General features: G+C 55.5%; 21 protein-coding genes and 1 pseudogene. 6 read left to right on the top strand and 16 right to left on the bottom strand.

From position 1 onward, the window contains the following. Positions 1–78 precede the first annotated feature (78 nt). A complete protein-coding gene (bamC, locus tag AC3Y5R_RS17835; RefSeq protein ID WP_489922421.1) occupies positions 79–1,113 on the bottom strand; it encodes an outer membrane protein assembly factor BamC in 1,035 nt (344 codons plus the stop codon). A 15-nt stretch (positions 1,114–1,128) separates the two neighbouring features. Next, positions 1,129–2,007: a 4-hydroxy-tetrahydrodipicolinate synthase gene (dapA, locus tag AC3Y5R_RS17830; protein WP_489922420.1), complete on the bottom strand. Its 879-nt coding sequence runs from the start codon at positions 2,005–2,007 to the stop codon at positions 1,129–1,131. A 158-nt stretch (positions 2,008–2,165) separates the two neighbouring features. On the opposite strand from dapA, the gene AC3Y5R_RS17825 reads away from it, so the two are divergent. Then, the gene (locus AC3Y5R_RS17825) at positions 2,166–2,759 is read left to right on the top strand and encodes a glycine cleavage system transcriptional repressor (protein WP_158782610.1); all 594 of its coding nucleotides are present in this window, start codon (positions 2,166–2,168) and stop codon (positions 2,757–2,759) included. Then, positions 2,737–3,204 (top strand): thioredoxin-dependent thiol peroxidase, encoded by a 468-nt coding sequence (gene bcp, locus AC3Y5R_RS17820; protein WP_158782611.1) that lies wholly within the window; start codon positions 2,737–2,739, stop codon positions 3,202–3,204. Before AC3Y5R_RS17825 ends, bcp begins: the two co-directional genes overlap by 23 nt. Positions 3,205–3,284: 80 nt before the next feature. On the opposite strand, the gene AC3Y5R_RS17815 is transcribed toward bcp, so the two are convergent. From AC3Y5R_RS17815 to AC3Y5R_RS17770, 10 genes and pseudogenes are all read right to left on the bottom strand, one after another. Then, positions 3,285–4,358, bottom strand: coding sequence for an AI-2E family transporter (locus AC3Y5R_RS17815; RefSeq protein ID WP_489922419.1), 1,074 nt, complete (start codon positions 4,356–4,358; stop codon positions 3,285–3,287). Positions 4,359–4,461: 103 nt separating this feature from the next. After that, the gene (locus AC3Y5R_RS17810) at positions 4,462–5,979 is read right to left on the bottom strand and encodes a sensor domain-containing diguanylate cyclase (RefSeq protein ID WP_489922418.1); all 1,518 of its coding nucleotides are present in this window, start codon (positions 5,977–5,979) and stop codon (positions 4,462–4,464) included. A gap of 162 nt (positions 5,980–6,141) precedes the next feature. Further along, positions 6,142–6,978: a phosphodiesterase gene (locus AC3Y5R_RS17805; RefSeq protein ID WP_489922417.1), complete on the bottom strand. Its 837-nt coding sequence runs from the start codon at positions 6,976–6,978 to the stop codon at positions 6,142–6,144. A gap of 20 nt (positions 6,979–6,998) precedes the next feature. Continuing rightward, positions 6,999–7,979 carry an ABC transporter ATP-binding protein gene (locus AC3Y5R_RS17800; protein WP_489922416.1) on the bottom strand — a complete coding sequence of 327 codons (981 nt, stop codon included), beginning with the start codon at positions 7,977–7,979 and terminating at the stop codon, positions 6,999–7,001. Beyond that, positions 7,979–8,800 (bottom strand): ABC transporter permease, encoded by an 822-nt coding sequence (locus tag AC3Y5R_RS17795; protein WP_489922442.1) that lies wholly within the window; start codon positions 8,798–8,800, stop codon positions 7,979–7,981. Before AC3Y5R_RS17795 ends, AC3Y5R_RS17800 begins: the two co-directional genes overlap by 1 nt. Next, positions 8,800–9,678: an ABC transporter permease gene (locus AC3Y5R_RS17790; RefSeq protein ID WP_489922415.1), complete on the bottom strand. Its 879-nt coding sequence runs from the start codon at positions 9,676–9,678 to the stop codon at positions 8,800–8,802. Before AC3Y5R_RS17790 ends, AC3Y5R_RS17795 begins: the two co-directional genes overlap by 1 nt. Further along, the gene (locus AC3Y5R_RS17785; RefSeq protein ID WP_489922414.1) at positions 9,678–10,697 is read right to left on the bottom strand and encodes an ABC transporter substrate-binding protein; all 1,020 of its coding nucleotides are present in this window, start codon (positions 10,695–10,697) and stop codon (positions 9,678–9,680) included. The genes AC3Y5R_RS17790 and AC3Y5R_RS17785 overlap by 1 nt, the downstream gene beginning before the upstream one ends. 44 nt (positions 10,698–10,741) lie before the next feature. Continuing rightward, a pseudogene (locus tag AC3Y5R_RS17780) lies at positions 10,742–11,749 on the bottom strand (LacI family DNA-binding transcriptional regulator). A 104-nt stretch (positions 11,750–11,853) separates the two neighbouring features. Next, positions 11,854–12,450 (bottom strand): DsrE family protein, encoded by a 597-nt coding sequence (locus AC3Y5R_RS17775; protein ID WP_489922413.1) that lies wholly within the window; start codon positions 12,448–12,450, stop codon positions 11,854–11,856. A 61-nt stretch (positions 12,451–12,511) separates the two neighbouring features. Next, a complete protein-coding gene (locus AC3Y5R_RS17770) occupies positions 12,512–13,117 on the bottom strand; it encodes a DsrE family protein (RefSeq protein WP_489922412.1) in 606 nt (201 codons plus the stop codon). Positions 13,118–13,897: 780 nt separating this feature from the next. Here AC3Y5R_RS17770 and bepA point away from each other — a divergent pair. Together bepA and arsC are read left to right on the top strand one after the other, a co-directional pair. Next, positions 13,898–15,358: a beta-barrel assembly-enhancing protease gene (gene bepA / locus AC3Y5R_RS17765; protein ID WP_158782617.1), complete on the top strand. Its 1,461-nt coding sequence runs from the start codon at positions 13,898–13,900 to the stop codon at positions 15,356–15,358. A gap of 11 nt (positions 15,359–15,369) precedes the next feature. Then, positions 15,370–15,723: an arsenate reductase (glutaredoxin) gene (gene arsC / locus AC3Y5R_RS17760; protein ID WP_489922411.1), complete on the top strand. Its 354-nt coding sequence runs from the start codon at positions 15,370–15,372 to the stop codon at positions 15,721–15,723. An 85-nt stretch (positions 15,724–15,808) separates the two neighbouring features. On the opposite strand, the gene hda is transcribed toward arsC, so the two are convergent. From hda to upp, 3 genes are all read right to left on the bottom strand, one after another. Beyond that, the gene (gene hda, locus AC3Y5R_RS17755) at positions 15,809–16,516 is read right to left on the bottom strand and encodes a DnaA inactivator Hda (protein WP_489922410.1); all 708 of its coding nucleotides are present in this window, start codon (positions 16,514–16,516) and stop codon (positions 15,809–15,811) included. Positions 16,517–16,602: 86 nt separating this feature from the next. Beyond that, positions 16,603–17,886, bottom strand: a complete 1,284-nt coding sequence (uraA, locus tag AC3Y5R_RS17750; RefSeq protein WP_489922409.1) for a uracil permease — start codon at positions 17,884–17,886, stop codon at positions 16,603–16,605. A 59-nt stretch (positions 17,887–17,945) separates the two neighbouring features. Next, positions 17,946–18,572 carry a uracil phosphoribosyltransferase gene (upp, locus tag AC3Y5R_RS17745; protein ID WP_158782621.1) on the bottom strand — a complete coding sequence of 209 codons (627 nt, stop codon included), beginning with the start codon at positions 18,570–18,572 and terminating at the stop codon, positions 17,946–17,948. Between the two features lie 246 nt (positions 18,573–18,818). Here upp and purM point away from each other — a divergent pair, with 246 nt between their 5' ends. Continuing rightward, positions 18,819–19,859 (top strand): phosphoribosylformylglycinamidine cyclo-ligase, encoded by a 1,041-nt coding sequence (gene purM / locus AC3Y5R_RS17740; protein WP_489922408.1) that lies wholly within the window; start codon positions 18,819–18,821, stop codon positions 19,857–19,859. Continuing rightward, the gene (gene purN / locus AC3Y5R_RS17735) at positions 19,856–20,494 is read left to right on the top strand and encodes a phosphoribosylglycinamide formyltransferase (protein WP_158782623.1); all 639 of its coding nucleotides are present in this window, start codon (positions 19,856–19,858) and stop codon (positions 20,492–20,494) included. The genes purM and purN overlap by 4 nt, the downstream gene beginning before the upstream one ends. A 132-nt stretch (positions 20,495–20,626) precedes the next feature. On the opposite strand, the gene pstB is transcribed toward purN, so the two are convergent. Then, positions 20,627–21,400, bottom strand: coding sequence for a phosphate ABC transporter ATP-binding protein PstB (gene pstB / locus AC3Y5R_RS17730; protein WP_489922441.1), 774 nt, complete (start codon positions 21,398–21,400; stop codon positions 20,627–20,629). Between the last annotated feature and the right edge of the window lie 4 nt (positions 21,401–21,404).

The following is a 21,404-nucleotide window of genomic DNA, read 5'->3' as shown; positions in this document are numbered from 1 at the left end:
GTTCTGCGGCGAAAAAACCGAAGCAATCGTTTACGCAGCAGAGAATAAAAAAGGCCGGAACTCTCCGGCCTAAGGGTGTTACTTACTGAAAGCGGCTTCGAATACGGCCACCAGCGCGTCGTTCTGCGACTGGGTGAGCGTATGGCCTTTCGGATCGAGGAACTGCAGGCTGCTGCGGTTATCCAGATCGCCAACCTGAAGCTTATAATCGCCGTTTGGCAGGCCAGGATCTTTCGCACCCAGTTTGTCCCAGTCTTCACTGTCTGGCGTTTTATAGGTCACGCTGAGGCTGCCCTGAGAACGGTTTTTGTCGGTCACTTTCATGCCAACACGTCCCAGCGCCGCTGGCAGACGATCCCAGACGATGTTAAATGGCGCACGCACGATCAGATCCGGCAGGCCGGTATCATCAGCACCGCTCTGCACATCAATCCGGGCAGAGCTGCGTTTCGCGGCGGCATTTTCATTGGTGGTTTCGATCTTATCCAGACCGCTGCTCAACTCGTTCAGCATCTGTGCAGTATAGCGTTGGATCTGGACCGGAGAGGTCACCGCCTTACCTTCCTGCTGCAGCTCAAGCAGCCTGACGGTCAGCGCCTGCTGATAGCCCTGCTGCTGCACGCTGATCTGGTAACGGCCACGATACTGATGGTCTTCATCAGCACGGTTCCACTGCACCCAGTCGGTGGACAGCGTCTGGCTGGCATCAGTACGGCTGGCAATCGGGTAGTTACGCGCCTGAACCACGTCCACCACTTGCGGCCACAGAGCACCATTACGGGTGTTATCAACCAGCAGCACGCCAGAGTTTCCGGCGAACTGAGAGCGGGTTCCGTTCATCAGCGCCAGTGGCTGAGCCGGTGGACGGATGTCCAGCTGCTTGCCAATCGCGCCGGTGGAGCTGGCGGATGGAATATCAAAATCCCCGTTCTGCAGCGGCAGGAGCATCCCTGCTGGCGCATGCAGTTCACTGACGTCAGCGGCCTGCAGGTAAGATTCGTCGCCGCTGACCTGGCGCTTGTAGCGCTGATCGCTGGAACAGGCGGCCAGCATCATCACCAGCGATAATCCTACGACCTTCGCGACCGTGGATTTTTGTACTGAATAAGCCATTAATTCTCCCTAAATTTACAGCAGGCCTGCGTCTTTCAGTGCCTGCTCAACAACCGGACGACCGGCATCAGTCATCGGCGTCATGGGTAGACGCAGCGTGTCGGTTGCAATTAATCCTAATTTCTTAGCAGCCCATTTTACCGGGATAGGATTAGGCTCAATAAATAGCTTCTGATGCAAATGCATCAGGCGCTGATTAAGGCGGCGAGCTTCCACAAAGTTACCCTGTTGTGCAAGCGTACAGAGCTCCACCATTTCGCGCGCGGCGATGTTTGCCGTCACGGAGATGACGCCCCGACCACCCAGCTGCATGAAGTCCAGCGCAGTGGCATCGTCGCCGCTGACCAGAATAAAGTCTTCTTCAACCAGCTCTTGGATCTGACTAACCCGCGATAAGTTCCCGGTGGCTTCTTTGATTCCGATAATATTTTTGATCTTAGCCAGGTGACCTACCGTTTCTGGCAGCATGTCACAGCCGGTTCGCGACGGCACATTGTACAGCATCTGTGGCAGGTCGGTGCTTTCTGCAATGGCTTTAAAGTGCTGGTACAGCCCTTCCTGAGTCGGACGGTTGTAGTAAGGGGTGACGGTCAGGCAACCCACCACGCCGCTCTTTTCAAAGCGTCTGGTCAGCGAAATACCTTCCGCTGTGGCGTTAGCGCCGGTGCCCGCAATCACCGGGATGCGGCCGTCGGCCAGCTCCAGGGTCAGCATCACCACGTCACCGTGCTCGTCGTGGCTCAATGTGGCAGATTCGCCGGTGGTCCCTACCGAGACAATTGCCGAGGTTCCGCTGGCAACATGATAATCAATCAGTTTTTTCAAACTCGCACGGCAGACATACCCTTTGTCATCCATCGGCGTAACGAGTGCAACAATACTTCCCGTGAACATTAGCCATCCCCTCCACAAACAAGTGCTTCATGGTACGGTTTACGGCTATTGAAAAGCAAGCGGACATCCCCTCCAGGCCCCTTGGCAGGGGGTATTTTTTATGTTTACCTTAGGGTTATCACAATTGCTAATCACTGAGACCTACAGGAAGCCTCATTTTGCCGCAGTCAGAGCAACATCATCTGGTTATTACCGCGCTGGGGGTTGACCGCCCGGGGATTGTTAATACTATTACCCGTCACGTCAGTAGCTGCGGTTGCAACATCGAAGATAGCCGTCTTGCCATGCTGGGTGATGAGTTCACCTTTATCATGCTGCTTTCCGGCAGTTGGAACGCCATTACGCTGATTGAATCCACTCTGCCACTGAAGGGCGCAGAGCTGGAGCTGCTGATCGTCATGAAGCGCACCACCTTCCGCGAACGGCCGCCAATGCCTGCCACAGTCTGGGTTCAGGTGGAAGTAACGGACTCGCCGCATATTATCGAGCGCTTTACCGATCTCTTTGATTCCCATCAGATGAATATCGCCGAACTGGTGTCCCGCACTCAGCCTGCGCAAGAAAATCGGCCACCCTTGCTCTATATTCAAATAACGGCTCACAGTCCTGCCAGCCAGGACGCCTCATTTATTGAGCAGGCGTTTAACCGCCTCTGTACAGAGTTAAAAGCGCAGGGCACTATTAGCGTGGTCCAGTATCCACAGCATGATGAAAAAATGGAGAGTAGTGATGAATCCACTGAAAGCCGGTGATTTGGCACCGAAATTTAGCTTGCCCGATCAGGATGGCGAACAAGTAAATTTAACCGACTTCCAGGGACAGCGCGTTCTGGTGTATTTCTACCCGAAAGCGATGACGCCAGGTTGCACCGTACAGGCGTGCGGCCTGCGTGACAGCATGGACGAGCTGAAAAAGGCGGGCGTGGAAGTTCTCGGCGTCAGCACCGATAAGCCAGAGAAACTGTCACGATTTGTTGAGAAAGAGCTCCTGAACTTCACCCTGCTTTCGGATGAAGATCACCAGGTTTGCGAGCAGTTTGGTATCTGGGGCGAGAAGACCTTTATGGGCAAAACCTATGACGGTATCCACCGCATCAGCTTCCTGATTGGTACCGACGGTAAAGTTGAAAAAGTGTTTGATGACTTCAAAACCAGTAACCACCACGATATCGTGATGGATTACCTGAAGTCAGCCTGATGCTGTAGCGGGCGGGGCCGCCTCCGCCCGTTATGAAAGGTCTTAAATTTATTTATAAAATCCCTTTTATAACCTGTTGATTACTTCAGTCGCTTTTTCTCTGCATGCAGCTCATCCGGCCAGGCATGCACCACCGCCTTGATCAGAGTTGCCAGTGGGATAGCGAAAAACACCCCCCAGAATCCCCACAGGCCGCCGAAAATAACCACCGACAGGATAATCACCAGCGGATGAAGGTTTACTGCTTCTGAGAACAGCACCGGCACCAGAATATTGCCGTCCAGCCCCTGAATAATCAGGTAGACGATAATCATCGTCCAGAAATCACCGCCGAATCCCCACTGCGCCAGACCCACGCCCACCACCGGAATGGTCACGGCCAGCGCACCAACGTAAGGGATCAGCACCGAGAAGCCAACCAGCACCGCCAGCAGCAGCGCGTAGTTCATGCCAATAGCCAGGAAGCCAATCCACGTGGCGATGCCCACCACAATCATCTCCAGCACCTTGCCGCGAATATAGTTCGACACCTGCTGATGCATCTCTTCCCATACCTGCCCTGCCAGCCCGCGATTACGCGGCAGCAGGCGGCTGATAGCGGCCAGCATCTGCTCTTTATCCTTGAGCAGGAAAAACACCATCAGCGGCACCAGCACCAGATAGATCGCCAGCGTCATCAGACCAACCAGCGAGGCCAGAGAGTATTTCACCAGTTGATCACCCAACCCGCTCAGGCGGCTGCGCAGGTTATCCACCACGATATCGACAATACCCACGTCCATCAGCGTCGGGAAACGCTCCGGCAGACGGGTGGCAAAGCGGTACAGCCCGGTGAGCATCGAAGGCAGCTCATGGACCAGATTGATGCCTTGCTGCCAGGCGACCGGTGCCACCACTAACACCAGCAGCAACAACAGCGTGGCGAACAGGGCCAGGATGATGCTGGTTGCCCAGGTGCGCGAGCAGCCAAGACGTTCCAGACGCACTGTCGGCCACTCCAGCAGGTAAGCAACCACCAGCGCCACCAGTAACGGAGCAAGCAAGCCATTAAAGAAGAACAGAATGCAGAAGGCGGCAAGCAGGATCGCCAGCAGCGCAATCACCTGAGGATCGCTGAATCGGCGGCGATACCACTGTAATAAAAGGTCCAGCATGGAAGAGATCCTGGCTTACTGAAGAAGGGGGAAGAGTGTACCTGAAAGCGCGGTGGGATGTCGCGCGACTGACCGGCTGCACCGAAGCACAGCCGGTCCGGCGTTAACCCTGATGACGCTGAAGTTCCAGCGCGGCAGACTCCTGCTGCTGAGCGGTGACCACGCGGTTACGACCGGCATTTTTTGCCTGATACAGCGCATCATCGGCCTGCTTAAACGTCCGCTCTATCGGCATCTCATCAGCTTTCCAGAAGGCGACCCCAACAGAAATGGAAATATTTCCGACGGAAGGCAGCGGCAGTGATTCGATTTTCTTCCGCACCCGCTCGGCAATCACCACAGCAATATCGCGCTCGGCACCCGGCAGGATCATCAGAAACTCTTCGCCACCGTTGCGGCACACCACGTCAGTCTGCCGCGAGCTCTTTTCCAGCTGCTGCGCCACGCTCTGGATCACATGGTCACCCACATCGTGGCCCCAGGTATCATTGACCTTTTTAAAGTGATCGATATCCAACGCCAGCACCTCAAACTTCAGGCGGCCGATTTTATCCTGCAGCAACCCGATACCAGCCAGCAACGCCCGTTTGATCTGCGCGGCCTCATAGTACCAGGAGCGGATGCCGTTAATCTCTTTCGACACGCCCTGCGCATCCATCTGGCTGGCCTTTCGTGCCAGCTGCCACAGCGGCAGAGCGATAAGCCGGGCCAGTATCCAGGCGATAATCAGCGTCAGCACCGCAAACGGCACCGAATGCTGCAACACCTTCAGCAGCAGGCTGCTGAGCGGGGCCAGCGTGGTCTGGGTCGGCTTCAGCGCCACAATCGTCCAGCCCGCTGTAGGCACCATGGCATAACCGGCCAGCATCGGCTCACCACTCTCTTTGGTCACCTCAAGAAAACCATTGCTGCTTTTCTTCTTCAGATCGTCACCCACCAGTTGGGGGATTTTCTGCCCAATCAGCTTGTTGTTCTGGTGATAGAGCACGCGGTTATCTTCATCCACCACGTACAGTGACGAGCCATCCCGGTAGAATTGCTCGCCCAGCAGCTCGTTAAGAATGCTTTTCTTCTTCAGGTAAATTGTACCGCCGACAAAGCCAAGATAGCTGCCGGTGGGTGACCAGACAGGATAAGAGACAAAAACCATCAGGTTATTGGCTGCCGAAATGCCCGGTTTGCCAATCAGCGGCTTTTTCTCCGCCAGCGCCTGCTGCGTGGTAGCGGTGGTCAGATGCATGCCTTTCAGCATCAGGGACTCAGGGGAGATCGCTTTCACCCAGCCATTGGCATCCACAATCACCACTGAGTTAAAGCTGTTGGTTTGCTGGCGCAAACGCTCCACTTCGCTCTGCATCACCGCATCATTATCCATGCCTTTCCCCAGCTCTTTAGCGCTGTAGGCAAGCTGCGACTGCGCCAGCTGAAAGAACATCTCAGTGGTCGAGGCGAGTTTAGTAGCGTAAACGCGATTGGATTCAAGCGTATTATTGATCAGCACATCACGCTGCACCCGCCAGGTGGCGTACAGCGAGTTGGCCAGCGTAATGACGATGCTGGCCACGGCTAACAATGTAATGAGCGTGCGCAAGTCCGTTTTGGGGAGACTAAGCCTCAACATGGACTCACCTCAGCAAGATGTTTCATAATATAGCGCCTTATTATTTTATGTGCGCATTTGTCTTAAGTGCGTGTTATGCCCTGGTAAAGCACCATACCAATTGTACACCTCTTGTCCATTTTGGAAATAATCGAAAGCTCTTTAAACCAGCAATAATCGGAATTAATCGATGAGACCGTTCTCATTATAGAATGGATAGGGTCCTGCAAAGGTGTCAACCACGCACTGATGGGTCACCACTCCCTGCTCAGCCGTCCAGTGGTGCAGTAAAAAGCCCGCCGGTTCCAGGCAAAAATTCGCCGGGCCATCATCGCTCAAATCGAATGCCACCTGATGAGAACCGCCTGGCGCGCTGCATGCCAGCGTTCCGGCAAATCTGACCTGCATGCTGCGATGTACATGGCCACACAATACGCGCTCAACCTGCGGATGAAGCCCAATCACTTCGGCCAGCGCCTGAGGATTGACCAGCCGCTGACGGTCCATATGACCAATACCGCTGATGAACGGGGGATGGTGAAGCATCACCAGCGTTGGGCGCAAAGGCTCCGTACGCAGGCGCTCTGACAGCCAGCACAGACGCTCTTCGCACAGCTCCCCCTGTGGCTGCTGCGGCACTGTGGAGTCCAGCGCCAGCAGCCTCAGCGGGCCACACTCGCCTTCCCACTGGATAAATTCCTGGAGCTGGAAAAGATAGGGTTGATCGGTAAAAACCTTACGCAGCATCTGCCGATCGTCGTGGTTACCCGCCATCAGCCAGAAAGGAATTTCCAGAGCCTGCAGCGCCTCTTTCAGCGTCTGATACTCGTCTTCATTGCCGAAGTCCACCAGGTCACCGGTGATCACCACCGTATCGGGACGAGGCTGGAGGGCATTTAAGCGGGCAATAATTTTACGCAGCGCACCAAGCGTGTCCACTTTGCGGTAGGAGAGTTTCCCGTGGGCTTTAATATGCAGGTCGCTAATCTGGGCGACCAGAACCGGTTGCTGAATCGACATTCTGTTTCCTGTACTAAACATTAAAAGTTCATCACCACGTTATCACTGACCATCACACCCACCTGCTGCCCCGTCATCCACTGCTCACGGGCAGAACGTTCAACCTGGATGGGTTTATCCATGCCAATATCAATAAACAACCGCTGACTGGCACCGAGAAATAATGTCTCAACAATGCGTCCACCGCGCTGCCCCGCAATGAACTCTCCTAGCTGAATATCTTCCGGGCGGCAATAGCGAGCCGGAGAGTCTGATCGGGTTTCGCTGATACAGTTGATCGCGCCGACAAAATCCGCCACAAAGCGTGTGGCAGGATGCTGGTAGATTTCCTGCGGAGTACCGATCTGCGCTATCCGCCCACGTTCCAGCACGGCGATTCGATCGCCCAGCGCCATCGCTTCCTGCTGATCGTGGGTGACATAAACCGCGGTCATGCTCAGCTTACGCAGCAGGTGGCCGATGTCTTCCCGCAGACGCACGCGCAGCTTGACGTCCAGCGCCGCCAGTGGCTCATCAAAAAGCAGGACTTCAGGCCGGGCCGCCAGGGCGCGCGCCAGCGAAACACGCTGCTTCTGGCCGCCGGATAATGCCTGAACAGGGCGCGTGGCAAACGGCAGCAAATCGACCATTACCAGCATTTCGTCCACCCGCTCGCGGATTTCGGCTTTTGGCACGCCCTGAATGCGCAGACCGTAGCCAACGTTTTCAGCCACGTTCATATTCGGGAATAGCGCGTAGTTCTGGAACACCATGCCGACGTTGCGTTTCTCAATCGGCAACGCCGTGACATTGCTGTCGCCGAACCACACTTCCCCCCCCGCGTCCGGGGATTCCAGTCCGCTGATAATGCGCAGGGTGGTGGTTTTGCCACAGCCCGACGGCCCCAGCAGGACCAGCGTTTCACCGGCCACAATGTCCAGATCCAGAGGATGCAGGGCCGTGGCCCCGCCAGCAAAAGTGCGTGAGCACTGACGTAAATGAATACTCAGAGAGTCTGCCATCAGACCGTCTCCTTAACAGGTAAAGCCTGCGCCACGGCACGGCGTTGCACCAGTTGGGTCAGCCAGCTCAGTGCCAGCAGCAGCGGCAGAATAATAGCCAGGAAAATCAGCGTATATGCGGAGCCCACTTCCAGCCGCATCGAGGCGTAGCTGTCAGCCAGCCCCACCGGCAGGGTTTTGGTCAGCGGCGTGTGCAGCATCCAGGTAATGTTGAATTCACCGATCGACAGCGTCAGCACCATAAACGCCCCGGCGAGGATCCCGTTGCGGCAGTTGGGCACAATAACGGTAAAGAAGCGCCGCCAGAAACCGGCCCCCAGACTGGCTGCCGCCTCTTCCAGCTGCAACAGCTGGCTGGTGCGCATCACCGCCAGCACCGGCCGCACCATAAACGGCAGGGTGAACAGCACATGCCCGATCAGAATAAACAGCCAGCTGTCACGCAGGCCGTGAAAGCCGCCATAAATCAGGATCAGCCCCAGTGCGGTAGCCAGCCCCGGTAACGCCACCGGCAGCAGCAGGAACTCTTCAAGACGGCTGGCCCAGCGGGACGGGGTTTTCAGTAATCCCCAGGCGGCAGGCACCCCCAGCACCAGCACGCAGGCCACGCAGTTGAGGGCAATCAGCAGCGACAGCCAGATGGTGCCGGCATACATCTGCCAGACTTCAACCACCCAGCGCAGGGTCAGGCCGCTTTTCAGGCCAATAAAGTAGTTTTCAGTTACGCCAGCCAGCAGCGAAAGCACGATCGGCACGACCATAAACAGGCACAGGCAGAGGGTGAAAATCAGCTGCAGCCAGAACAGACCGGATCGTTTCATCACGCGCCCCCCTTATGTTCACCGGCCAGCCAGCGTGCCAGCACCAGAGCCAGCCATGCCACACCGCCCATCGCCACCGAAAGCGCAGCAGCAGTGGCGAAATTGGCATAGTTGGTAAATTCACCGTAAATCGTCAGCGGCAACACCTTCAGGTCTGTGCCAAGGGTAAAAGCGGTTCCAAACGCGCCCATACTGGTGGCGAAGCAGATGGCACCGCTGGAAAACAGCGCGGGAGAAATACCCGGCACAATCACGTCCCAGACCACGCGCCACTGGCTGGCCCCCAGCGACCGGGCGGCTTCCTCCAGTGAGGCATCCAGTTTTTCGCAGGCAGCCACCAGCGTCATCACCACGCGAGGGATGGAAAAATAGAGGTATCCGACAAACAGACCAGTCAATGAATAGGCAAACATCCAGCGTTCATCAAACAGCGCCAGGCCGATTTGCGCCAGCAGCCCCTGACGCCCGGCCAGCATCACCACCAGAAACCCCACCACCACGCCGGGAAAAGCCAGCGGGAAAGTCAGCACTGCCAGCAGCAACGAACGTCCTGCAAATTGATGGCGGGCGAGAAAACAGCCGACGATGGCGCAAATCGCTACCGCCAGCAGAGAAACCAGCAGAGAAAGCAACACGGTGACGCCGAGGCTCTGCAGATACTGCGCCTGGGTCAGGATCGTCCAGTAAGCATTCACGCGGGTGCTGTTATCCGGCTGCGTGCCCATCATCACCAGCGTGGCGAAAGGCAGAAGCCAGAAGGCGGCAAAAAATACCAGCGCCGGAACCAGCATCCACTGCACCTTAGCCTTGCGTGACAGCAGGACGAAACGCGCCCCAGTAACGGGGCGCGTATCGGTGCGGATTGACGGCACGGACATTACTGGATCTCACTCAGATATTTAGCGGAGAAAGCCTTCTGCACATCGGCCATCTGCTGATAATCCACGGTCTTCGCACGGGCATAATCACTGTCTGGCAGGAAACGTTTCTTCGCTTCAACCGACATGGCGCTGGTGCGCACCGGACGCAGATAAGCATCGGCCCAGATTGCCTGGCCTTTGTCGGACAGCACATAGTCGATCACTTTTTTGCCGTTATCACCATGAGGTGCATTCTTCACCAGGCTGATTACGTAAGGCACGGTGATGGTGCCCTCTTTCGGGATCACGAAGGCAACGTTGACATGATCTTTATACTTTGCACGGTAAGCGTTGAAGTCGTAGTCCAGCAAGATTGGGATCTCGCCGGACAGCAGGCGTGCATAAGCAGTCTGTTTTGGCACGACAGGTTTGTTGGCCGACAGCTTTTTGAAATACGCCAGGCCCGGACCAAAATCCTGTAATGTCCCGCCCATCGCCAGGTTAGCCGCCACAGCGCCAACATAGCCGACAAAGGCGCTGGATGGGTCGAGGAAGCCGATCATTCCTTTGTATTCCGGCTTCAGCAGGTCATTCCACGACTGCGGAACGGGCAGGCCAACCAGCGCATAAACATTGACCATAAAGCCCATGGTGCCGGAGTGCAGCGCCACCCATTTGCCGTCCGGATCTTTCATTCCGGCAGGAATATCATTCCATTCAGTCGGTTTGTAATCCGCTACCACGCCAGATTTCGCTGCCTGAATACCAAACGTGACGCCAAGATAGGCTACGTCCGCAACAGGATTGGCTTTTTCCGCCACCATCTGTGCCAGAGCCTGGCCAGAGTTTTTATTATCCTGCGGAACGTTGATGCCGGTGTCTTTGGCAATAGCTTTCAGCTGAGTGCCCCAGTCGGCCCACTCTGGCGGGCAGTTATAGCAGATGGCATCAGCAGCCGAGGCCAGTTGACTGACCAGCGCGGTGCCAGCCAGCAGCGCGGCGGCGGCTATTTTGGTGAACTGTTTACGCTGTAACATAAGTTTTCCCGGATGTTGGTGTAATGGTGTCATAAAGGTGTTGGCTAAAGCAGACCAGGAGGTGGCGCGATGCTATCACCGACGCGCAGCTGCACCGGCAGCGGCGAGGCGGAAAGCGGCGTCTTTCCGACAATTAATGCCAGAAGGTGACTCACCGCACGGGTTCCCATGTTCTGTAAAGGTTGCACTACTGAAGTCAGCGACGGATAAACCAGCCGCCCAAGGTCGATGCCGTCGAAGCCGACGATGGAAATCTGCTGCGGCACGCGGTAGCCCGCGCGCATCATTTCACCCATCATGCTGATCGCCAGCAGATCATTGGTACAAAGCAGAGCGGTCATCGCCTGAGGCCCCATTAATACGGGTTCAAGCGTCTGTAAATCGGAACGGGTATGGCTGGGCATCTCAAGCACGGGGGTCGGGCTTAAACCTGCGTCGGTCATCGCATCGCAGTAGCCAAGATAGCGCTGACGGGCACGGTCAGATTGCAACATTGACCCGGCAATCATCCCGATATTCCGGTGCCCAAGCGCCAGCAGATGCGCGGTGGCCTGACGCACGGCTTCACGGTTATCGACGCAAACTGAAGGCACGTTGAGCGTCTGGGGAGCGTTATGTACCAGCCCTACCGGCACAGCTTCCTGTTGCAGACTCGCCAGCACTTCGCTGTTGTCTGCATCCGCCACCGTCAGCACCAGGCCATCAACGCGCTGGCGCAGAATGTTTTCCACAATCTAGGCTTCACGCTGCGGCTGATAATCGCTGGTGGCAATCAGCAACGAGTAGCCCTGCTGTTGTGCGGCCACTTCCATCGCCTGCAGCTGTTCGGCGAAAACCGGATTGCTCAGAGAAGGCAACAGCACGCCGAGCGTGCGGGAGGATTGCGTACGCAACTGACGGGCGATCAGGTTGGGACGAAACCCCAGTTGTTCAGAAGCGGCAAAAATTTTAAGGCGGGTTTCCTCACGAACCAGCTCAGACGAAGAAAATGCCCTTGCGGCGGTTGCCCGCGAAACGCCTGCCAGTTTTGCCACCCGAAGTAAATCTGTCATTCGCTCACCATTGCCCTGAGATCGATCTCATGGCGAGAAAACTAGCAGCGCTGTATGACAGAAAAATGAAGGATAAAAAGCGGCGTGTGACACGCCGGCCCGGGCTACATCGGCATCAGCACGTAGCCCTGCTGCTGCAGCGTGGTAACGATAGTGAGGTTCGACAGCGCATGAGTGACATTATTATCCACCCAGTCAAAGGGATAGTTATGCCCGGCCACGGCCTGGTCACAGACCGAAACGATAATCCCGGCCTGTTTCAGCCGGGCGATCAGGGGCAGGTTAGGATTATCGACTCCAAATTTCTCATGATAGTGCTGATTATCCAGCACTACCGGCGTGGCTGAACCGGCAATGGCAACCACAAATTTCAAGTTTTGCAGTGGAACACCCGCAGCAACATACAGATTCACCGTGCGCGCCACGTGATCCAGTTCGCTGTTCACTGACTGTTTTGGCTGATGCCCGTTCTGAATCTGGAAGACAACCTTGTAATGCTGGCTGCTGTCCGGGCGGAAGGCTGCCATCGGGCGATCGTGAATTTTACCATAACCTTCAATGGTCGGCGTTTGCCAGAATCCTTTCGGTGGTATGGGTTTGCTGGAAACCAGATCGGTGGCTGTCTGGTAAATGGCGGGGGCTTTAACGGTAAGGATGCTGACTACGGCTGCGATGACGGCTGTTTGTAGCGTCTGGCGCATCAGGCTTTTCTCCTTTTCGGCGGGTCAACGACCCGCCTGGTCTGCAGGAACACAATGTGGTTTACATTGCGAGGAAAGCGTACCCCTGGTTCTCCAGCGTGGAAACGGTGGTCGGGCTGGACAACGCATGGGTCACTGATTTATCAATCCAGTCATGCTGGAAGTGATGGAAGGCCACGGACTGATCGCATACCGAAACGTCGACGCCTTTTGAGCGTAATTCGCTAATAAGTTTGAGGTTCGGGTTATCCATGCCGAACATCTTGTTATATTGCTCGTTATTCAGCATAGCCGGGGTTCCGTCGCCGGTCACCGATACGACAAATTTGAGCTGGTCGACCGGCACGCCTGATGCCACGTATAAATTCACCACCCTGGCCACACGTTCCAGGCCCAGATTAGGATCGTTCGGACCATTTTCCGCTTTGGTAATTTGGAAGATGATTTTATTACTGTCGCCGACGGCAGGTTTATAGGCAGCATCAGATTCGTAATGGATTTTGCCATATCCTGCAATCGCCGGAGTTGACCAGAATCCTTCAGGGTCGGTGGGTTGAGTACCGAAATGCTCATTGAACTTATCCGCTATTTCGGGGGCTTTTGAAAAGCTGGCTCCGACAAAACCCGCCACAACGGCGATTAAGACATAGGATACAACTGGGCGCATAGGATGCTCTCCGCAACTGGACTACAGGTCAGACGACAAAGGGATCGGAATACCGTCAGGTTCAACCAACGACAGGAGATCTATAACATAGCCGGACCGGAATGTTACGCTACCAAAACCGGGTAAGAGGGCAATTTATACAGCAGGGTAATTATTAATAATTCGCTCTATCCAGCCAAACCGAAGGATTATCGGAAAATGCAAAAAAATAAGATCCAATAATTAATAGACACCATTGCATTCCACGTAATAAATTACGGTCCGAATTTATTGTTACCCCCGTTCGAAATCACTTTACCTCTCAAGTTTTAACTTAATCCGTGCTTGTATAATTTGGCACTAAAATAAATATGCTCCCACTCTGAAAATATAAATAATGTTATTTTACCGCTGGTGGACAACCGACTCTTACCGGCAATTTTTCAGAGTAAACCTAATCAAATTCCATGCCACATTCAGATTTATTGAATAAATTTACCTAACTTTAATGAGTTCTTCGGGCTGTTACGAATAATAAAAGGGTTTTCTCTGCCCGGATCGGCACCGGCAGTTCACACCAGTCTGTCATCCATGATGAACAAGTCGCCGCGTGATTATTCAATTTTTTTCTGCGATTTTTGACATCAGATAACATTATGCTGCATTTTATCGCATCCTCACCCGTTTCCTTCCGCTACACCTGTGGTTAAGATAACCTGCAAAACTTGCAGCCCGGGAAGGCTGGCCTGATTGCCTGGCGGCAACCGGTCAAACGAGGACATCATCAGAATGGGATTCAGCATGATTAACCGAGTGAAAAAATGTGCACTGGCCTCACTGGTTGCAGCAGCAGTGGCCACTTCTTTCGCGGCAACTGCAGACGTCAGTGACAGCCTGCCCGATATCGGGACCACGGCGGGTAACACCCTCTCCATTAATCAGGAAATGCAGATGGGTGACTTCTATGTCCGCCAGCTGCGCGGCAGTGCCCCACTGATTAACGACCCATTGCTGAACGACTACATCAACCAGCTCGGCCAGAGGCTGGTCGCTCATGCCTGGTCGGTGAAAACGCCCTTCCACTTCTTTCTGATTAGCAACGATGAGATCAACGCCTTCGCCTTCTTTGGCGGTAACGTGGTGCTGCACTCCGCGCTTTTCCGCTATACCGACAATGAGAGCCAGCTAGCCTCAGTCATGGCGCACGAAATTTCCCACGTCACCCAGCGCCATCTGGCGCGTGCCATGGAAGAACAGCAGCGTAATGCGCCGCTGACCTGGGTCGGTGCGCTGGGTTCAATCCTCCTGGCGATGGCAAACCCGCAGGCCGGGATGGCGGCCCTGAGCGGCACGCTGGCCGGAACGCAACAGGGTGTGATCAGCTTCACCCAGCAAAACGAGCAGGAAGCTGACCGTATCGGCATCCAGGTGCTGCAACGCGCCGGATTTGATCCCGAAGCCATGCCAAATTTTCTGCAGAAGCTGGCCGATCAGTCGCGCTTCGCCTCTAAACCGCCGGAAATGCTGCTGACTCACCCACTGCCGGACAGCCGTCTGTCAGACGCCCGTAACCGGGCAAATCAGATGAAGCCGGTGGTGGTGCAGTCCTCGCAGGATTACTACATGGCAAAAGTGCGCGCACTGGGCATGTACGCCACCGGGCAGAATCAACTGACCGATGACCTGCTGGATACGCTGAACAAAGGCAATACCCGCGAACAGGCCGCCGCGCAGTACGGTAAAGCGGTGCAGTTCCTGCAGGCAAAGAGCTTTGAGAATGCGAAAAAAATCATTGCCCCGCTGCTGGAAAAACAGCCTGCTAACGTCTGGTATCTGGATATCATGACCGATATCGATATCGGGCTGAAGCAACCCCAGCAGGCAATCACCCTGCTGCAGAGTGCCAAAGGGGCCAGCGCCAGCCCGGTGGTTCAACTCAACCTGGCTAACGCCTATGTTGAAGCGAAGCAACCGGCCAATGCCAGTAAGATCCTCTATCGCTACACCTGGGCGCACAAAGACGATCCTAACGGCTGGGATCTACTGGCGCAGGCCTCTGCCGCTCAGGGCCTGACCGATGAAGAGCAGGCTGCCCGGGCGGAAAGCCTGGCGCTAAACGGCCAGCTCGATCAGGCGATCAGGAGCCTGAGCAGTGCCAGCGCCTCCGTGCCGCTGGGCAGCCTGAAGCAGGCCCGCTACGATGCCAGAATTGACCAGCTGCGCCAGCTGCAGCAGCGTTTCCGCCAGTATCAGAAATCATAAAAGGGATGATTATGTCCGACGTGCAGATTTACCATAACCCTCGCTGTTCCAAAAGCCGTGAAACGCTGTCGCTGCTGGAGGAGAAAGACATCAATCCGGAAGTGGTGCTGTATCTGGAAACGCCACCAGATGTCGCCACCTTAAAAGCACTGCTTAAACAGCTGGGTTTCAGTTCTGCCCGCCAGCTGATGCGTAATAAAGAAGAGAGTTATAAAGAGTTAAAGCTGGCGGATAAGTCGCTAAGTGAAGAGCAACTGCTGCAGGCAATGGTGAAAAACCCGAAACTGATTGAGCGCCCGATTGTGCTTGCTCACGGCAAAGCGCGGCTGGGCCGTCCGCCGGAGCAGGTGCTGGAGATTTTGTAGCCAGGGCTAAATGACGGGTGGTATTTGCATAAACCGGAGGAGGAAATTTATTCGACCCGACGATTTACAGGGGCGGAAGAAGGTATCAGAGATCGAGAGCTTCTTTCACAAAGGGGATCGTCAGCTTACGCTGGGCGCTGATCGACGCCCGGTCCAGCTTGTCCAGCGTCACAAACAGCGTGCGCATCTCACGATCGAGGCGCTTGAGCAGAAACCGCCCTACATCTTCCGGCAGCTCAAACCCCCGCAGCCTGGCCCGCAGCTGCAATGCCTGCAGTTTATCGTCATCCGACAGAGGTTGCAGGCGATAGATTTGCCCCCAGTCAAGGCGTGAGGCAAGGTCAGGTAATTTCAGATTGAGCTGGCGGGGTGGACGATCGCCGGTGATCAGCAGACGGGTTCTGCCGGTTTCAAGAATGCGGTTATAGAGATCGAAGATCGCCATTTCCCAGGGGTCATCTCCGGCGATGCATTCAATATTGTCGATACAGATCAGCGCCAGCTGCTCCATACCGTCCAGCACTTCCGGAACAAACCAGGTCCGCTTATCCAGCGGCACGTACCCCACCGCTTCTCCGCGGGCTGAAAGTTCCGCACAGGCAGCATGCAGCAAATGACTGCGTCCGCCACCTTCACGAGACCAGAAATAGAGATAGCTGCCGTGCTCCTGCTGCAACGCACTTTGCAGCGCGGCAATCAGCGACGGATTTTCCCCCGGCCAGAAGCTGGCGAAGGTTTCGTCATCGGGCAGATACAGTGGCAATGACAGCTGTGCCGGTGTGTTCAGAAGCACCTCAGTGTTGATCGGGCAAAATCCGGCGCAAGTTTATCACAACTTGATGAAGATAATGAAACGGGCGACCGCAGCCGCCCGTGAACTTAAACGTGGTCGCGATCCTGCGGATCGAGCACCACTTCTTCCGGCCGGATCAGGCTGATAACTTTGAAGATCAGGCTCAGGCAGATGCCGACAATTGTCGCCAGCGCCATACCTTTCAGCTCGGCGGCACCGATATGCACTGTAGCACCGCTGACGCCGATAATCAGGATCACCGAGGTCAGGATCAGGTTCTGCGCCTTGTTGTAATCCACTTTCGATTCAATCAGCACCCGGATCCCCGAAGCACCGATTACCCCGTACAGCAGCAGCGACACGCCGCCCATCACCGGAACCGGCACCGCCTGAATAGCCGCCGCCAGTTTGCCCACGCAGGAGAGCAGGATAGCCAGAATCGCTGCGCCGCCAATTACCCAGGTGCTGTAAACACGGGTAATTGCCATTACGCCGATGTTCTCGCCGTAGGTGGTGTTAGGCGTGGATCCAAAGAAGCCGGAAATCACCGTCGAAATACCGTTGGCAAACATCGAGCGATGCAGTCCCGGATCTTTCAGCAGGTCTTTTTTAACGATATTCGCGGTCACCACCAGATGCCCGACGTGCTCGGCAATCACCACCAGCGCGGCTGGGAGGATGGTCAGCATCGCGTACCACTCGAAACGCGGCGTGTAGAAGGTTGGCAGTGCAAACCACGGCGCAGCTTCCACCGTCGACCAGTTAACGATACCCATAAAGTAAGAGAGCGCGTAACCAACCAGCACGCCAATCAGAATCGGGATGATCGCCATAAAGCCGCGGAACAGCACTGAACCAAACACCGTCACGGCCAGTGTGACCATCGAAATGATGATCGTTTTACTGTCAACTGACGCGCCGTTAGCAGGCAGCAGACCGGCCATATTGGCCGCCACTCCTGCCAGCTCCAGCCCGATAACCGCCACGATGGCCCCCATCGCCGCCGGAGGGAACATCACGTCCAGCCAGCCGGTACCGGCTTTTTTAACAATCAGCGCGACCAGACAGAACAGCACGCCGCAGAGGATAAAACCGCCCAGCGCCACTTCATAACCCAGCGGCAACAACAGCAGCACAGGAGAAATAAACGCAAAGCTGGAGCCAAGATAGGCCGGGATTTTGCCCTTACAGATAAACAGATACAGCAGAGTGCCGACGCCGTTGAACAGCAGCACAGTGGCCGGGTTGATGTGGAACAGGATCGGAACCAGCACCGTTGCACCAAACATGGCAAATAAATGCTGGAAGCTGAGTGGAATAGTTTGCAGCAGCGGTGGCCGCTCGCTAACGCCGATAGCGCGACGTGTCATAATGTTTACCCTTTAGTTTTACCAAAAAAAGCCGACTCTCTGGTCGGCTTGAACATCTTTTATTTAGTCCCAAATATCTTGTCGCCTGCGTCGCCCAGGCCCGGGATGATATACCCTTTCTCGTTCAGCCCCTGATCGACTGACGCGGTATACAGCTCCACATCCGGATGCGCTTTTGCAAGCGAAGCAATGCCTTCCGGGGCCGCCACCAGCACCAGCACTTTAATGCTGGTACAACCGGCTTTCTTCAGCAGGTCGATAGTGGCAATCATCGAGCCACCGGTCGCCAGCATTGGATCAACCACCAGCGCCATGCGCTCTTCGATGTTGGACACCAGCTTCTGGAAGTAGGGAACCGGCTCCAGCGTCTCTTCATCACGGTAGACACCCACCACGCTGATACGCGCGCTCGGAACGTTTTCCAGCACGCCTTCCATCATGCCCAGTCCTGCACGCAGGATCGGCACGACGGTAATCTTTTTGCCTTTAATCTGCTCGATTTCCACCGGGCCGTTCCAGCCTTCAATGGTGACAGTTTCCGTCGCCAAATCCGAGGTGGCTTCATAAGTCAGCAAACTTCCCACTTCTGAAGCGAGTTCACGAAAGCGCTTGGTGCTTACGTCATGTTCACGCATCAGGCCCAGTTTATGTTTGACCAGCGGGTGTTTGACTTCCACGATCTTCATTGTTGTACTCCCGGAGTGTTAAGCTGCAAAAAAAAATCGCGAGATTATAGCGCCATTTGATCGCTCTGCCCTACCACTTAATACAACTCCTGACGAATCCCCTGCATTATGACAAGAATTGGCTAAAATTCAGCTATCCGCAATGTGGCAGAAGAAGGCACTCGCAAACGTTTGCCTGCGCTGTTAGAATTGCCGCGCTTTATTTTCCATACCACCACAACCGCATAACCGCGTGGGGATTTCGCAGTGACCGACAAAACCTCTCTCAGCTATAAAGACGCCGGCGTAGATATCGATGCTGGTAATGCTTTAGTCGATCGTATCAAAGGCGTAGTGAAAAAGACTCGTCGCCCGGAAGTGATGGGTGGACTGGGCGGTTTCGGTGCTCTTTGTGCGCTGCCGCAAAAATACCGTGAGCCCGTACTGGTTTCCGGCACTGACGGCGTCGGCACCAAGCTGCGTCTGGCGATGGATCTGAAACGCCACGATACCATTGGTATCGATCTGGTCGCGATGTGCGTGAATGATTTGGTGGTACAGGGTGCCGAGCCGTTGTTCTTCCTCGACTACTATGCCACCGGCAAACTGGACGTGGATACCGCGGCCAGCGTGATCACCGGTATCGCGGAAGGCTGCTCTCAGTCTGGCTGTGCGCTGGTCGGTGGGGAAACTGCCGAGATGCCAGGCATGTACCACGGAGAAGATTATGACGTGGCGGGCTTCTGCGTCGGCGTGGTGGAAAAATCAGAAATTATCGACGGCAGCAAAGTGCAGGATGGTGATGTGCTGATCGCGCTGGGTTCCAGCGGTCCACACTCCAATGGCTACTCGCTGGTCCGCAAAATTCTGGAAGTCAGCAAAACTGACCCGGAAGCGACCCAGCTGGAAGGCAAATCGCTTGCCGACCACCTGCTGGCCCCAACCCGCATCTATGTGAAGAATATTCTCAGCCTGATCGAACAGGTTGACGTTCACGCTATCGCTCATCTGACCGGCGGCGGCTTCTGGGAAAACATTCCGCGCGTGCTGCCAGACAACACCCAGGCAGTGTTGGAAGAGTCAAGCTGGCAGTGGCCTGCGGTATTTGGCTGGATGCAGGAAGCGGGCAACGTCAGCCGCTTTGAAATGTATCGTACCTTTAACTGCGGCGTCGGTATGGTCATTGCCCTGAGCGCCAGCGAAGCAGACAAAGCGGTGCAGCTGATGACCGAAGCGGGCGAGAAAGCCTGGAAAATCGGCGTGATCAAAGCATCCGATTCTGAAGAGCGTGTGGTCATTAACGCATGAAACGGTTAGTCGTGCTGGTTTCCGGTCAGGGAAGCAACCTTCAGGCAATCCTGGATGCCTGCCAGCAGGGACGGATCAACGGTAGCGTTGCTGCCGTGTTCAGTAACAAGTCAGAAGCCTTCGGACTTGAGCGGGCGCGTGAAGCCGGTGTTCCGGCCCACGCCCTGACTGCCTCGCAGTTTGCCGACCGTGAAGCCTTCGATCGCCAGCTGATGCTGGAAATGGATGCCTACGCCCCCGATCTGGTGGTGCTGGCGGGCTACATGCGTATCCTCAGTCCGGCGTTCGTTCAGCACTATGCTGGCCGGATGCTGAATATCCATCCTTCCCTGCTGCCGAAATATCCCGGTCTGCATACCCACCGTCAGGCGATTGAAAACGGCGATGAAGAACACGGCACCTCCGTGCATTTCGTCACTGAACAGCTGGACGGCGGCCCGGTGATCCTTCAGGCGAAAGTCCCGGTTTTTGCTGATGACACCGTCGATGACGTCACCGCCCGCGTGCAGAATCAGGAACACGCTATCTATCCGTTAGTGGTGAGCTGGTTTGTTGAGGGAAGGCTGGCAATGAAGGATGAAGCGGCCTGGCTGGACGGCGGGAAACTGCCTCCTGAAGGGCATGCTTACGACTGAAGCAAAATAGCTGGCACGGATGCCGCTTTTTGCGTCTTTATGAGCGGCCCCTGTTCCCTGGGCCTGCACCAGCCGCTCCAGCCCCATTGCCCAGCACTCAATACCCAGCCCCAAGCCATCAACACTCAGCACTCAACCAAAGCGCCCGGTAATATAGTCTTCCGTCCGTCGCTGACGTGGGGCAGTAAACAGATCGTCCGTCTCGCCAAACTCCACCACGCTTCCCTGATGCATAAATGCCGTATAGTCCGACACCCGCGCCGCCTGCTGCATATTATGCGTGACCAGAATCAGCGTGAAGTGCTGCTTCAGCGTGGACATCAGCTCTTCAATCACCAGCGTCGAGATCGGATCCAGCGCCGAGGTAGGCTCATCCAGCAGCAAAACTTCCGGTTCGATGGCTATCGCCCGGGCAATCACCAGCCGCTGCTGCTGGCCGCTGGAGAGCATCAGGGCATTCTGCCACAGGTTATCCTTCACTTCCGCCCACAGCGCCGCCGCACGCAGCGCACGCTCAACCGCTTCATCCAGCACGCGACGGTCGCGCACGCCCTGCAACCGCAGGCCGTACACCACATTTTCATAAATAGTCTTGGGAAAAGGATTGGGCCGTTGAAACACCATCCCCACCCTGCGGCGCAACGCGGGGAGATCCTGCGCTGCAGTCAGGATCGACTGCTGATTCAGGTGAATGTCACCCTCAACCCGACAGCCATCAATCAGATCGTTCATACGGTTAAAGCAGCGCAGCAGCGTTGACTTTCCACAGCCTGAAGGACCGATCAGCGCTGTGATGCGATGCCGGGGTACCGCCAGATTAATGTTGTTCAGCGCCTGTTTTGCACCGTACCACAACGAAAGGTTCTCCACCTTCAGTGCGGTTTCCTGCTCGTCGGACATTACCATCCTC

This window comes from Erwinia sp. 009765445 (genome assembly GCF_058137865.1).
The sequence above is the reverse complement of the archived record's forward strand: the minus strand, read 5'-3'. Positions and strand labels throughout refer to the sequence as shown.